Source organism: Actinomadura craniellae (genome assembly GCF_003289645.1).
GTDB lineage: Bacteria > Actinomycetota > Actinomycetes > Streptosporangiales > Streptosporangiaceae > Actinomadura_D > Actinomadura_D craniellae.
Window position 1 is genome coordinate 63,907 of record NZ_QLYX01000013.1, and the last position, 14,374, is coordinate 78,280.

Annotated in this window: 11 protein-coding genes; 10 read left to right on the forward strand and 1 reads right to left on the reverse strand. The window is 72.6% G+C overall.

Annotated features, from left to right (window positions below; genetic code table 11):
- The first annotated feature begins 52 nt into the window (after positions 1 to 52).
- From DPM19_RS24795 to ilvC, 3 genes are read left to right on the forward strand one after another with little or no spacing between them, the layout of a single operon-like run.
- Positions 53 to 1,801 carry an acetolactate synthase large subunit gene (locus tag DPM19_RS24795; protein WP_267900912.1) on the forward strand — a complete coding sequence of 583 codons (1,749 nt, stop codon included), beginning with the start codon at positions 53 to 55 and terminating at the stop codon, positions 1,799 to 1,801.
- A gap of 5 nt (positions 1,802 to 1,806) precedes the next feature.
- Positions 1,807 to 2,331 (forward strand): acetolactate synthase small subunit, encoded by a 525-nt coding sequence (gene ilvN, locus DPM19_RS24800; protein ID WP_111870428.1) that lies wholly within the window; start codon positions 1,807 to 1,809, stop codon positions 2,329 to 2,331.
- Positions 2,332 to 2,391: 60 nt separating this feature from the next.
- Positions 2,392 to 3,375, forward strand: coding sequence for a ketol-acid reductoisomerase (gene ilvC / locus DPM19_RS24805; RefSeq protein ID WP_111870429.1), 984 nt, complete (start codon positions 2,392 to 2,394; stop codon positions 3,373 to 3,375).
- Positions 3,376 to 3,463: 88 nt separating this feature from the next.
- Here the strand turns inward: ilvC and DPM19_RS24810 are convergent, their stop codons facing one another.
- On the reverse strand, positions 3,464 to 4,213 hold the full coding sequence (locus DPM19_RS24810) for a hypothetical protein (RefSeq protein ID WP_233510721.1): 750 nt from the start codon (positions 4,211 to 4,213) through the stop codon (positions 3,464 to 3,466).
- Between the two features lie 141 nt (positions 4,214 to 4,354).
- Here DPM19_RS24810 and DPM19_RS24815 point away from each other — a divergent pair, with 141 nt between their 5' ends.
- The 7 genes from DPM19_RS24815 (at position 4,355) to cimA (ending at position 14,361) form a co-directional block, all read left to right on the forward strand.
- Positions 4,355 to 4,936, forward strand: coding sequence for a PadR family transcriptional regulator (locus DPM19_RS24815; protein ID WP_111870430.1), 582 nt, complete (start codon positions 4,355 to 4,357; stop codon positions 4,934 to 4,936).
- Positions 4,933 to 5,649 (forward strand): ABC transporter ATP-binding protein, encoded by a 717-nt coding sequence (locus DPM19_RS24820; RefSeq protein ID WP_111870431.1) that lies wholly within the window; start codon positions 4,933 to 4,935, stop codon positions 5,647 to 5,649. The genes DPM19_RS24815 and DPM19_RS24820 overlap by 4 nt, the downstream gene beginning before the upstream one ends.
- Entirely contained in the window at positions 5,646 to 8,234 is a 2,589-nt protein-coding gene (locus DPM19_RS24825) for an FtsX-like permease family protein (RefSeq protein ID WP_111870432.1), read from the forward strand. The genes DPM19_RS24820 and DPM19_RS24825 overlap by 4 nt, the downstream gene beginning before the upstream one ends.
- A gap of 152 nt (positions 8,235 to 8,386) precedes the next feature.
- On the forward strand, positions 8,387 to 9,979 hold the full coding sequence (gene serA / locus DPM19_RS24830; protein ID WP_111870433.1) for a phosphoglycerate dehydrogenase: 1,593 nt from the start codon (positions 8,387 to 8,389) through the stop codon (positions 9,977 to 9,979).
- 248 nt (positions 9,980 to 10,227) lie between these two features.
- On the forward strand, positions 10,228 to 11,283 hold the full coding sequence (locus DPM19_RS24835; protein ID WP_111870434.1) for a 3-isopropylmalate dehydrogenase: 1,056 nt from the start codon (positions 10,228 to 10,230) through the stop codon (positions 11,281 to 11,283).
- A gap of 146 nt (positions 11,284 to 11,429) precedes the next feature.
- Positions 11,430 to 12,542 (forward strand): branched-chain amino acid aminotransferase, encoded by a 1,113-nt coding sequence (locus DPM19_RS24840; protein WP_199485268.1) that lies wholly within the window; start codon positions 11,430 to 11,432, stop codon positions 12,540 to 12,542.
- Between the two features lie 241 nt (positions 12,543 to 12,783).
- The gene (gene cimA, locus DPM19_RS24845; RefSeq protein ID WP_111870436.1) at positions 12,784 to 14,361 is read left to right on the forward strand and encodes a citramalate synthase; all 1,578 of its coding nucleotides are present in this window, start codon (positions 12,784 to 12,786) and stop codon (positions 14,359 to 14,361) included.
- Positions 14,362 to 14,374: the final 13 nt, after the last annotated feature.

Consider the following 14,374-nt stretch of genomic DNA (forward strand, 5'->3'; position numbering starts at 1 on the left):
CTCGGGCACGGGGGGTTTTTTGTTGGCCGGATCCTTCTCCCACCCAAGGAACTTGCAGATGACCGAGCAGATGACGGGAGCCCAGGCGCTGGTCCGCGCGCTGGAGAACGTCGGGGTCGACACCGTGTTCGGGATCCCGGGGGGAGCGATCCTTCCGGCCTACGACCCCCTCTTCGACTCCCAGAAGTTGCGGCACATCCTGGTGCGGCACGAGCAGGGCGCGGGGCACGCCGCGCAGGGCTACGCGATGGTGACCGGCAAGGTCGGCGTCTGCATGGCGACCAGCGGCCCGGGCGCCACCAACCTGGTGACCCCGATCTCCGACGCCTACATGGACTCGGTGCCGATGGTCGCGATCACCGGCCAGGTGCCCAGCGCCGCGATCGGCACGGACGCCTTCCAGGAGGCCGACATCGCCGGCATCACGATGCCGATCACCAAGCACAACTTCCTGATCACCGACCCGGCCGACATCGGCCGGACGATCGCCGAGGCCTTCCATATCGCCTCGACCGGACGCCCCGGCCCGGTCCTGGTCGATATCTCCAAGGACGCCCTCCAGGCCACCTTCGAGTTCAGCTGGCCGCCGCAGCTGCAACTGCCCGGCTACCGGCCCGTCACCAAGCCGCACTCCAAGCAGGTCCGCGAGGCCGCCCGGCTGATCGTCGAGTCCGAGCGCCCGGTGCTGTACGTGGGCGGCGGCGTGCTCAAGGCCGGCGCGTCGGCCGAGCTGCGGGTGCTCGCCGAGCTCACCGGGGCCCCGGTCATCACCACCCTGATGGCCAAGGGCACCTTCCCTGACAGCCACCCGCAGCACATGGGCATGCCGGGCATGCACGGCACCGTGGGCGCCGTGGGCTCGCTGCAGCGGGCCGACCTGATCGTCGCCCTGGGCGCCCGGTTCGACGACCGGGTGACCGGCCGGCTGGACACGTTCGCCCCACACGCCAAGATCGTCCACGCCGACATCGACCCGGCCGAGATCTCCAAGAACCGGCACGCGGACGTGCCGATCGTGGGGGACGCCCGCGAGGTCATCGCCGACCTGATCGTCGCGGTGCAGGCCGAGCACGACGCCGGCCGGCGGGGCGACTACGCCGCCTGGTGGAAGCAACTGGCCGCCTGGCGCGAGACGTACCCGCTGGGCTACGACCTGCCCGAGGACGGGTCCCTGTCGCCGCAGTACGTGATCGAGCGGATCGGGCGGCTCGTCGGGCCGGACGCCTACTACGTCGCCGGGGTCGGCCAGCACCAGATGTGGGCCGCCCAGTTCATCGGCTACGAGCGGCCCGGCGCCTTCCTCAACTCCGGTGGCGCGGGCACCATGGGCTACGCCGTCCCGGCGGCCATGGGCGCCAAGGTCGGCGCCCCGGAGGCGGCGATCTGGGCGATCGACGGCGACGGCTGCTTCCAGATGACCAACCAGGAGCTGGCCACCTGCGCCATCGAGGGCATCCCGATCAAGGTCGCCGTGATCAACAACGGCAACCTGGGGATGGTCCGGCAGTGGCAGACCCTGTTCTACGACGGGCGCTACTCGAACACGAACCTGCATTCCCGGCGGATTCCCGACTTCGTGAAGCTCGCGGACGCCTACGGTTGTGTCGGGCTCCGCTGCGACCGTCCCGAGGACGTCGACGCCACCATCGCCAAGGCGATGGAGATCAACGACGCCCCCGTGGTCATCGACTTCGTCGTCCACCAGGACGCGATGGTGTGGCCGATGGTCGCGGCCGGCACCAGCAACGACGACATCAAGATCGCGCGTGACATGGCGCCCGAGTGGGAGAACGAGGACTAGGGGACATGAGCAGACACACCCTCTCGGTGCTGGTCGAGAACAAGCCCGGCATCCTCGCCCGGGTGGCGGCCCTGTTCTCCCGCCGCGGGTTCAACATCGACTCGCTCGCGGTCGGCACCACCGAGCATCCGGAGATCTCCCGGATGACGATCGTGGTCAATGTCGAGGAACTGCCGCTGGAGCAGGTCACCAAGCAGCTCAACAAGCTGGTCAACGTGCTCAAGATCGTCGAGCTCGATCCGGCGCAGTCGGTGCAGCGCGAGCTGGTCCTGGTGAAGGTGCGCGCCGACGCCGAGACCCGGTCGCAGGTGCTGGAGACCGTCCAGCTGTTCCGGGCCAAGGTCGTCGACGTGGCGCCCGAGGCGGTGACCATCGAGGCCACCGGCAACCGCGACAAGCTGGAGGCCCTGATCAGGGTCCTGGAGCCGTTCGGTATCAAGGAACTCGTGCAGTCGGGGATGGTGGCCATCGGCCGCGGCTCCCGCTCCATCACCGACCGCTCGCTGCGCGCGCTGGAGCGCAGCGCCTGACGACCGGGTCACGGCCGGTTCATTCCCTATCCGAGAAAGAGGCAGAAGCAAGTGGCTGAGATGTTCTATGACAACGATGCCGACCTGAGCATCATCCAGGGTCGGCACGTGGCCGTGATCGGGTACGGCAGCCAGGGCCACGCGCACGCGCTCTCGCTGCGCGACTCCGGCGTCGACGTGCGGATCGGCCTGCCCGAGGGCTCCAAGAGCCGGGAGAAGGCCGAGGCCGACGGGCTGCGCGTGGTGACACCCGCCGAGGCGGCCGAGGAAGCCGACCTCATCATGATCCTGGCGCCCGACCACCTGCAGCGCGGGATCTACGAGAAGGACATCAAGCCCGCCCTGGTCGAGGGCGACGCCCTGTTCTTCGGGCACGGCCTCAACATCCGCTACGGCCTCATCGAGCCGCCGCAGGGCGTCGACGTCGCCATGGTCGCGCCGAAGGGCCCGGGCCACCTGGTCCGCCGCCAGTTCGCCGCGGGCCGGGGTGTCCCGGTGCTGGTGGCGGTGGAGAACGACGCCAGTGGCGGTGCGTGGCCGCTGGTGCTGTCGTACGCCAAGGGCATCGGCGGGCTGCGCGCGGGCGGTATCAAGACCACCTTCACCGAGGAGACCGAGACCGACCTGTTCGGCGAGCAGGCCGTGCTGTGCGGTGGCCTCTCCGAGCTGATCAAGACCGGGTTCGAGGTGCTGATCGAGGCCGGCTACCAGCCCGAGGTGGCCTACTTCGAGTGCCTGCACGAGGTGAAGCTGATCGTCGACCTGATGTACGAGGGCGGCATCTCCAAGATGTACTGGTCGGTGTCCGACACCGCCGAGTACGGCGGGTACACCCGCGGCCCGCGCGTGGTGAACCCCGCCGCCAAGGAGGAGATGAAGCGCATCCTCGCCGAGATCCGCTCCGGCGAGTTCGCCCGCGAGCTGGTCGCGGAGTTCGACGGCGGCCAGGCCGACTTCCGCAAGTACCGCGAGGAGCTCGCCGGCCACCCGATCGAGGAGACCGGCGCCAAGCTCCGCCCGATGATGAGCTGGCTGAACGACTGAGCGTTTCCGGGCGGCGGCCCCGAGACGGGGCCGCCGCCCGGACACCGGTGCACCCGGTCGGCGCGTCCGTAGCCGGCCGGAGCATCGTTCAGCGCACGCGCCCGCGCAGCCGGGTGAGCAGCGGCACGATGCGGCGTGCTCCGTGCACCTCGACGACCAGCGGGCCGTCGGGAGCGAGCCGCGCGGTGGCCGCGGCTCCCTTGCGCGATCCGCGCCCGAGCCGGGGGCCGCGGACGGCACCGAACGGGGCCTCGCGGGTCAGGCCCAGCGTCCGTGCCGACACGTGCGCCTCCCACCGGCCGGCGGTGAGCCCGGCCGGGTCGACCGGCACCTCGAAGTCCGGCCCGTCCGCCGTGGCGGGAAAGCGGTGCTCGGTCTCGCCGGCGCGCAGCAGCAGGGTGACGGCGGTCCGGGGCGACTCGACCCGGGCGATCGAGGCGTGGCCGCGGACGCGCAGCAGCCCGCCGTGCCAGCCGAAGGCGTCCAGCCGGTGCTCAACGTCGACCTCGGCGGTGATGTCGGCGTCCTGCCGGGGCACGCCGCGCAGGTACGGGTACATCACGTAGGCCCGGCCGCCCACCACCACGGCGCCCTCCCGGTGCCCGGCGAGCTCGTCCCGGATCAGCCGTTCCAGCTCCTCGTCCATCCCGTGCTGGATGCAGAACGCGCGCAGCCGGTAGGCGGCGGGCAGCGCGGCCCGCACCCCGGGGTCGAGCCCGCTCCCGAGCACCCGCCGGGTGCCCTGCACCAGCCGGCTCCGCTCGTCGGGCGCCAGGTCGAGGAAACGCTGGTCGTAGACGCGCAGGGCGTCGTGCACGGCGTCGATCGCGGGCGGCAACGGGACTCTCCTAGACCGGGGACATGCGGCAGGGTAGGGCCTGCTCGGCCCGCCGTCCGGTAACCCGGCGGCGCGTGTCGCGCCCTCTCGATGCATACGCGGTATTGCCTTGTGCATACGCGGTATGCATACTGCGTAGGTATGTCGATCCGTCATGGCCTGCTCGCCCTGCTCGCCCAGGGCCCCCGCTACGGCTACCAGCTCCGGGCCGAGTTCGAGTCCTCCACCGGCTCGACCTGGCCCCTCAACATCGGCCAGGTCTACTCCACGCTGTCCCGGCTCGAACGGGACGAACTCGTGCTGCGCGGGGACGCCGACGAGGAGGGCCGCTTCGTCTACAGCATCACCGCCGAGGGGACGGCCGAAGTGCGGCACTGGTTCGCCACCCCCGTGGAGCGCACCGACCGGCCCCGCGACGAACTGGCCATCAAGCTCGCGATGGCCGTGACCACCCCGGGGGTGGACGTGGCCGACGTCGTGCAGACGCAGCGCACCGCCACGCTCCGCGCCCTCCAGGACCTCACCCGGCTGAAGGCCGGCGCGTCCGCCGCCCCGGCCGACCCCGGCGAGCAGGCGTGGCGGCTCGTCCTGGAGTCCATGGTCTTCCACGCCGAGGCGGAGGTGCGCTGGCTCGACCACTGCGAGTCCTTCATGGTGCGCGTCACCCCGCCCGCCCGGCCGGCGGCCGCCCCCGCCGACGCCCCCAAGGAGGCGCGCCGATGAACGTTCTCCGGATGCGGGCGGTCGGCCGCGATCACGGCTCCGGGGCGGGGCTGGTCCGCGCGCTCCGCGACATCGACCTGAGCGTGGCCGGCGGCGAGTTCGTCGCCGTGATGGGCCCCTCCGGCTCGGGCAAGTCCACCCTGCTCACCCTGGCCGGGGGTCTCGACACGCCGACCGCGGGCCAGGTGCTGGTCGACGGAGACGACCTCGGCTCCCTCGGCCCGGCGCGGCTGGCGGCGCTCCGCCGCCGCCGGATCGGCTACGTGTTCCAGGACCTCAACCTCATCCCCGGGCTGACCGCGGCCGAGAACGTGATGCTGCCACGCGAACTCGACGGCGTCCGCACCCGGGCCGCCCGGCGGGAGGCCCGCGCCGCGCTGGCCGAAGTCGGCGTCGGCGACCTGGCCGACCGGTTCCCCGACGAGATGTCCGGCGGCCAGCAGCAGCGGGTGGCGATCGCCCGGGCGCTGGTCGGCGACCGCGGGCTGGTCCTGACGGACGAGCCCACCGGGGCGCTCGACAGCCAGACGGGCGACGAGGTGATGCGGCTGCTGCGCACCCGCTGCGACGCGGGGGCCGCCTGCCTGATGGTGACGCACGACGCCCGGCACGCCGCCTGGGCCGACCGGGTGGTCTTCCTGCGGGACGGCGCGCTGGTCGACGGCACCGGTGCCCGGCCCGGTCCCGACACCTTGCTGGAGGCGGGCCGGTGAGCGGGTCGCGCGCGGTGTTCCGGCTGGCCCGCAGGAACGTGTGGCGGGCCAAGGGCCGCAGCGCCCTGGCGCTCTGCATGATCGGCCTGCCGGTGCTGGCGATCGTGGCGCTGGCCGTCCTGTTCCGGACCCACGAATGGACGCCCGCCGAGGCGGCCCCCTACGAACTCGGCCGGGCCGACGCCCGGCTCGAGGGCTGGGGGAGCGGCCCGATCAAGCAGGACGCCGGCGCCACCTACAGCATCGTCGAGAACCGGGGCGACCCCCGGGACGAGCCGTGGACCACCGAGCGGGTCGGCCGGGAGGTGGCCGCCCGGTACGGGCCGGGGGCCCGGGTGCTGCCGGTGCTGGACGGCCCCCGGACCGCTGTCAAGACCCCGCGCGGCCGGCTGCTCGCGGAGGTGACACAGCTCGACCTGCGCGACCCGATGGCCCGCGGCATCCTGCGCGTCACCGCGGGCCGGCCGCCGGCCACCGCGGGCGAGGTGGCCGTCTCCGTGCCGCTGCGCACACGGGGGTTCGGGATCGGCACGACGATCGAGGTCGACCGCCAGGGCACCCGGAAACTGGTCGTCGGGCACGTCGAGGACCCCCGCGCCCCGGGGAGGGAACTCCTCCAGACCCTGCCGGGCGCGCTGCCGGGCGGCTCCGCGGGCCGGGCGACCTGGCTGGTCTCCACCGGACGCCCGGTGGGCTGGAACGACGTGCTGGCCTTCAACCGGATCGGGATCTCGGTGTTCTCCCGCGCGGTGGCCGAGGACCCGCCCCCCGCGGCCGAGGACGGCCTGACGCGCAACCGGGCCGAGCAGGCGGTGGTCGCCCTGGCCATCGCGATGATCATGCTGGAGGTCGTGCTGCTCGCCGGCCCGGCCTTCGCGGTGGGGTTGCGCCGGCAGCGCCGCAGGCTCGCCCTGGTCGCGGCCAACGGAGGGGACCGGCGCCGGCTGCGGACGGTCGTGCTCGCCGAGGGCTGCGTGGTCGGCGCCGCCGCCGCGGTCCTCGGAGCGGCGGCCGGGATCGGCCTGGCCGCGCTCGCCGTGCCGGTCGTCGAGCACTTCACGGACGTCGTACTGGGCCCCTTCGAGATCCCCTGGCGGCTCGTGGCGATCCCGATGGTCCTGGGCACGGCGAGCGGGCTGCTGGCCGCGTACCTGCCCGCCCGGCAGGCCGCCCGGATGGACGTCGTGGCCGCCCTGGCGGGCCGCCGCGACGGCGCCCGGGCCGTCCGCGGCAAGCCGGTCGCCGGGATCGCGCTCATCGTGGTCGGCGTGCTGGTGTGCGCCGGAGGAGCGGGCCCGCTGCGCGAGTACGGGCCGGCCGCCGGGGCGGTCGCGCTGATCCTGGGCGCGGTCCTCGCCGTCCCGTGGGCCGTGGCGCTGGCCGGGCGCGGCGCCGGGCCGCTGCCGCTGCCGCTGCGGCTGGCGGTTCGCGACGGTGCCCGCAACCGCGGCCGGACGGCACCGGTGGTGGCCGCGATCCTGGCCGCGGTGGCGGGGCTGACCGTGCTCGCCATCGGCGGCGCGAGCGACTTCGCCCAGCGGCGCGCGGAGTACACCGACAAGCTGCCCCGGGGCTCCGCGCTGCTCCAGGTCGGTCCGGACGTCTCGCCCCAGGACGCCCGGGCGGCGCTCGCGGCGGAACTGCCGGGAGCGCCGGTGGGCACCGTGCGGACCGTGCGGGAGCAGTCGGCCGACTGCGCGGACTCCGCCACGGGATGCCTCCGCCTGGAACTCGGCGGCGCGTCACCAGGGCGGTCGAACCTCCTGGAGTTCGTGGTGGGCGGGGTGGCCGAGGCCCGGTTCCTGCTCGGCCGCGAGGAGCCCGAGGTGACGGCCGCGCTCGCGGCGGGCCGGGCGGTGGTCTTCGGGGCCCGCCCGCTGCCCGGCGGGACCACCACCGTGTCCGTGTTCCGCACCGGCGGCGAGGAGGAGCGGTTGCTCCGGAAAGTGAAGATCCCCGCCCTCGGGGTCGCCGCGCAGGCTCCGGCCCGGGCCCTGCTCCCGCCCGAGACGGCACGGCGGCTGGGCGTGGAGACCGGCCTGTTCGGCTACTCGATAGACCGGGCCGAGCACCGGACGACCCCCGCGGAGGAGGCCCGGGTGGGCGAGCGGATGGCGGCGCTCGACGAGCACGGGCCGCCCTTCTACGTGGAGCGGGGATTCACCGAGACCTTCGCCCTTCCGCTGCTGTTGCTCGGTGCGGTGGGCACGGTCCTGGCCTTCGGCGGCGCGCTGATCGCCACCGGGCTGTCGGCGGCCGACGCCCGGCCCGACCTGGTCACCCTGGCCGCGGTGGGCGCCCGCCCGCGCACCCGCCGGCTGCTGATGATGGGCCAGGCGGGCTTCGTCGCGGCGCTCGGCTGCTGGCTGGGCATCGCCGCCGGGCTGGTCCCCGGCGTTGCGGTGGCCGTGCCGTTGACGTCCGGAGGAGACACGTACGGGGCGGGGGAGCCGCACGGCGTCATCGTCGACGTCCCCTGGCAGTTGCTCGGCGTCCTCGGGGTGGCGGTGCCGCTCGCGGCGGCGCTGGTCGCGGGGCTGTTCACCCGGTCCCGGCTGCCGCTCGTCCGCCGGGCCACCGGATAGGCGCTGCCGGGCGCACTCCGGATCCGGCGGCGATCCGGAGTGCGTCGAGCCGTGCCCGGAGGGCGACTAGACTCGTATCCCGGGGCGAGGGCACGAGGGGGTGTGTCTCGCGATCTGACCCGAACATCCGCACCGTTCAAAGGGACTCTTCCTTGAGTAAGCCTGTCGTCCTGGTCGCAGAAGAACTGTCACCCGCCGGCATCGCGGTCCTCGAAGCCGACTTCGAGGTGCGCCACGTCAACGGCGCCGACCGCGCCGCGCTGCTGCCGGCCGTCGCCGACGTCGACGCGCTGATCGTCCGCAGCGCCACCAAGGTCACCGCCGAGGTGTTCGAGCACGCCCGCAAGCTGCGCGTGGTCGCCCGCGCCGGGGTGGGGCTGGACAACGTCGACGTCGAGGCCGCCACCAAGGCCGGCGTCATGGTCGTGAACGCGCCGACCTCCAACATCGTCACCGCCGCCGAGCACGCCATCGCGCTGCTGCTGGCCACCGCGCGGAACGTGCCACAGGGCCACTCCGCGCTCAAGCAGGGCGAGTGGAAGCGCTCCAAGTACACCGGCGTCGAGCTGCAGGGCAAGACCGTCGGCGTGCTCGGCCTCGGCCGGATCGGCGTGCTCGTCGCGCAGCGGCTGGCCGCCTTCGACATGGACGTGATCGCCTACGACCCGTACGTCCAGGCGGCCCGCGCGGCGCAGCTCGGCGTGAAGCTCGTCCCGCTGGAGGAGCTGCTGCGGGAGAGTGACTTCATCACCGTGCACCTGCCCAAGACGGCCGAGACGCTCGGCCTCATCGGCGACCGCGAGCTGCAGCAGGTCAAGCCCAGCGTCCGGATCGTCAACGCCGCCCGCGGCGGCATCGTCGACGAGGCCGCGCTGGACCTGGCGCTCAAGGACGGCCGGGTGGCCGGGGCCGGCATCGACGTGTTCACCACCGAGCCGTGCACCGAGAGCCCGCTGTTCCACCACGACAACGTGGTGGTCACCCCGCACCTGGGCGCCAGCACCCACGAGGCGCAGGAGAAGGCCGGCACCCAGGTCGCGCGTTCGGTGAAGCTGGCGCTGTCGGGCGAGTTCGTGCCCGACGCGGTCAACGTCCAGGGCGGCGCGGTCGCCGAGGACGTCAAGCCGGGGCTGCCGCTGGCCGAGAAGCTGGGCCGCATCTTCACCGCGCTGGCCGGCGGGGTGCCGGTCCGGCTGGAAGTGATCGTCCGTGGCGAGATCACCGGTCACGACGTCAAGGTCCTCGAGCTCGCCGCGCTCAAGGGCGTGTTCCTCGACGTGGTCGAGGAGGCCGTGACCTTCGTCAACGCGCCGCTGCTGGCCCGTGACCGGGGCGTCGAGGTGACGCTCACGACCAGCGAGGACAGCCCCGACTGGCGCAATGTGGTGCAGGTCAAGGGCACCATGGCCGACGGCGCCGTGGTCTCGATCTCCGGCACGCTCACCGGGCCCAAGCAGATCGAGCGCATCGTCGAGGTGAACGGCTACCAGATGGAGCTGGTGCCCGCCGCGCACATGGCGTTCTTCGGCTACGTCGACCGGCCCGGCGTGGTCGGCATCGTCGGCAAGCTGCTGGGCGACCTCGGCATCAACATCGCGGGCATGCAGGTGGGCCGGGACGCCAAGGGCGGCAGGGCGCTCACCGCGCTGACCGTCGACTCGGCCATCACCCCCGACGTGCTCGACCAGATCGTCGGGGCGATCGGCGCCGAGGTCGGCCGCCGCGTCGACCTCGCCGACGACTGAGCGAAGCCGCTCGCTGCGCCCCGGTCTCCGGAGAGATCGGGGCGCGTTTGTCTCGACATGTGAGAAGGGTGCTCAAAAAACGAGACGGATGTCCTACGATGGGCGGCCATGAGCACCCCGGACCCCCAGGAAGAGGCCGCCAAGGCCCTGCAGACCGCGCTCGACCGCCGAGACGGCGGCGGCCCGCGATAGTCTCAGAAGCCGAGAAGGCCGCTCAACAGCTGAGACGTTTGGACTAAGGTTCACCCATGGCATCCCGCACTATCCGCCTCGCCGTCGTGGCCGGTGACGGCATCGGCCCCGAGGTCGTCGCCGAGGGCCTGAAGGTCCTCGACGCCGTCGCCCCCGCCCACGACCTGGCGATCGAGCAGGCGACGTACGACCTGGGCGCCGCCCGCTGGCACCGCACCGGCGAGGTCCTGCCCGACTCGGTGCTGGCGGAACTGCGCGGGCAGGACGTCATCCTGCTCGGCGCCGTCGGCGACCCCACCGTGCCGAGCGGGGTGCTGGAGCGCGGGCTGCTGCTGCGGCTGCGGTTCGAACTCGACCACTACGTTAACCTGCGCCCGGTGAAGCTGTACCCGGGCGTGACCACCCCGCTGGCGGGCGCCACCCCCGACGACATCGACATGATCGTCGTCCGTGAGGGCACCGAGGGCCCCTACACCGGGGTCGGCGGCGTGCTGCGCAAGGGCACCCCGCACGAGGTCGCCACCCAGGAGAGCGTCAACACCGCGTTCGGCGTCGAGCGCGTCATCCGGTACGCCTTCGAGCAGGCGCAGGCCCGGCCGCGCCGGAAGCTCACCCTGGTGCACAAGGACAACGTGCTGACCTTCGCCGGCGACCTCTACCAGCGCACCCTGCGGCGGGTCGCCGAGGAGTACCCCGACGTCACCGTCGACTACTGCCACGTCGACGCGGCCACCATGTTCTTCGTCAACCAGCCGCAGCGCTTCGACGTGATCGTCACCGACAACCTGTTCGGCGACATCATCACCGACATCGGCGCGGCCATCGCGGGCGGCATCGGGCTGGCCGCCTCCGGCAACGTCAACCCCGACCGCACCGCCCCCTCGATGTTCGAGCCGGTGCACGGCAGCGCCCCCGACATCGCCGGGCAGGGCAAGGCCGACCCGACCGCCACGATCCTGTCCGTCGCCATGCTGCTCGACCACGTCGGGCTCGCCGAGGCGGCCCGCCGGGTCGAGCAGGCGGTCTCCGCCGACCTGGCCGAGCGCGCCGGCGCGCCGGCCCGCTCCACCGCCGAGATCGGTGACGCCATCGCCAAGCGAGTAGTCGGCTAGGCGCGCGCGGAAACGTGACCGGGCGCGCCCTTCGGGTGCGCCCGGTCTTTCGTGTGCACCCGACCCCTGGTGATGAAGGACGACAATAGGGATACCGGCTGACGGCGAAGGGGCCGGGCCGCATGATCCGGGAGAGGATCCGCACAATGAGCAGCACCCTGGACTTCGACATCGAACTCTCCGCCCGGCGCGTGCCGGCGGCCGAGCGCGAGGCGATCCTGGCGAACCCCGGCTGGGGCCAGCACTTCACGGATCACATGATCGCGATCAGCTACTCGCCCGACCGCGGCTGGCACGACGCGAAACTCCAGCCCTACGGGCCGATCCCGCTCGACCCGTCCTCGCAGGTCCTGCACTACGCGCAGGAGATCTTCGAGGGCATGAAGGCCTACCTTCAGCCCGACGGGACGCTGGTGATGTTCCGCCCCCGGATGAACGCGGCCCGGTTCAACCGGTCGGCCGAGCGGATGGCGATGCCGACCCTGCCCGAGGAGGTCTTCGTCCGGGCGCTGGAACTGCTGGTCGGCGCCGACCGCGACTGGGTGCCGACGCAGGAGGGCCACAGCCTCTACCTGCGGCCGTTCATGATCGCCACCAGCCGGGCGCTCGGGGTGCAGCGCCCGTCGCAGGAGTACCTGTTCCTGGTGATCGCCTCCCCGTCCGGCTCGTACTACTCCGGCGGGATCAAGCCGGTCACCGTGTGGGCGTCCGACGACTACACCCGGGCCGCTCCGGGCGGTACCGGCGAGGCCAAGTGCGGCGGCAACTACGCGGCCTCCTTCGTCGCCCAGGCCCAGGCCCTGGAGGCCGGCTGCGACCAGGTGGTCTGGCTCGACGCCGCCGAGCGCCGGTGGGTCGAGGAGGTCGGCTCGATGAACCTGTTCTTCGTGCACGGCAGCGGGGCGCAGGCCCGGCTGATGACGCCCGCGCTGACCGGGACGCTGCTGCCCGGGGTGACCCGCGACTCGCTGCTCAAGCTCGCCCCCGACCTCGGCCTCCCGGTGGAGGAGGGGCGCATCTCGATCGACGAGTGGGAGCGCGCCTGCGCCGACGGCGAGATCACCGAGGTGTTCGGCTGCGGCACCGCCGCGATCATCAGCCCGGTCGGCGGGGTGAAGGGCGCCGGCGGTCGCGCGTGGACGATCGGCGACGGCGAGCCCGGCCCGGTCTCGATGCGGCTGCGCGAGGAACTGATCGGCATCCAGTACGGCACCCGCCCGGACCCCTACGGCTGGATCCACGAGATCACCTCGGACTGATCCACGGGCCGCGGGACCGTGGTCGGTCCCGCGGCCATCTCGGATGCTGAGACAGATGTGACCACAAGATGAGCGTGTGGCAGACTGGCTCGCATCATGCGCCACAGCCTGCTCATTATCGGCTGGCGCGCCGGTAGCTAAGGGACACCGCCGGCGCGCAGACCTCTCACGTCCGTGAGGGGTCTTTTTGTTTGCCCGGCGCGCCCGGTCGCCACCCACCCGACACGAACAGGGGAGCTCGATGCTCGACGACGGTTTCCACGTCTATGACACGACGCTGCGCGACGGGGCCCAGCAGGAGGGGCTCAACCTCTCCGTCGGCGACAAGCTGGCCATCGCCCGGCACCTCGACGACCTGGGCGTCGGGTTCATCGAGGGCGGCTGGCCCGGAGCCAACCCCAACGACACCGAGTTCTTCCGGCGGGCTCGCACCGAGCTCGACCTGAAGCACGCGCAGCTCACCGCGTTCGGCGCGACCCGCCGGGCCGGGATGAAGGCCGCGGACGACCCTCTGGTGGCCGCGCTGCGCGAATCCGGCGCGCCGGTCGTGACCCTTGTCGCCAAGAGCCACGACCGGCACGTCGAACTGGCCCTCCGCACGACGTTGGCAGAGAACCTCGCGATGATCCGCGACACGGTCTCCCACCTGCGTGCGGAGGGCCAACGGGTCTTCCTGGACGCCGAGCACTTCTTCGACGGCTTCAAGGCCAACCGGGCGTACGCGCTGGAGGTCGTCCGCACCGCCGCCGAGGCCGGGGCCGACGTGGTGGCGCTCTGCGACACCAACGGCGGCATGCTGCCCGACGAGCTCGCCGAGGTCGTCCACGAGGTGGTGTCGGCCGGGGCGCGGGCCGGCATCCACTGCCACGACGACTCGGGCTGCGCGGTGGCCAACACCCTGGCCGCCGTCAGGGCGGGCGCCACCCACGTCCAGGGCTGCGCCAACGGCTACGGCGAGCGCAGCGGCAACGCCAATCTCTTCACCGTCGTGGCGAACCTCCAGCTCAAGCGGGGGATGCGGGTGGTGACCGACCCGCAGCTCGCCGAGATGACCCGGATCGCGCACGCGGTCTCCGAGGTCACCAACATCACGCCCGGCCCGCAGCAGCCGTACGTGGGGGTCTCGGCCTTCGCGCACAAGGCCGGGCTGCACGCCTCCGCGGTCAAGGTCGACCCCGACCTTTACCAGCACATCGACCCCGCCCAGGTGGGCAACGACATGCGGATGCTCATCTCCAGCATGGCCGGCCGCGCCTCGGTGGAGCTCAAGGGCCGGGAGCTGGGCTACGACCTGTCCGGCGAGAAGGCCAAGCAGGTGGTGGACCGGGTCAAGGACCTGGAGGCCGAGGGCTACACCTTCGAGGCCGCCGACGCCTCGTTCGAACTGCTGCTGCGCGAGGAGCTGACCGGGGTCCGGCAGCGGCACTTCGAGGTGGAGTCCTGGCGCACCATCGTCGAGCGCCGTCCCGACGGGACGATGGTCAGCGAGGCCACGGTCAAGCTGCACGCGAAGGGCGAGCGGATCGTCGCCACCGGTGAGGGCAACGGCCCGGTCAACGCGCTCGACCGGGCGCTGCGGATCGCGCTGGAACGGCTCTACCCCGAGCTCGCCCGGCTGGAACTGGTCGACTACAAGGTCCGCATCCTGGCTGGGACGCACGGCACCGACGCGCGCACCCGGGTGCTGGTCGAGTCCAGCGACGGTCAGGGGGAGTGGGGCACGGTCGGGGTCGAGGACAACGTGATCGCCGCGTCCTGGCAGGCCCTGGAGGAGGCCGTCACCTACTGCCTGCTGCACGCCGGATACGAGGTCGGCTGAACGGGAATCCCCG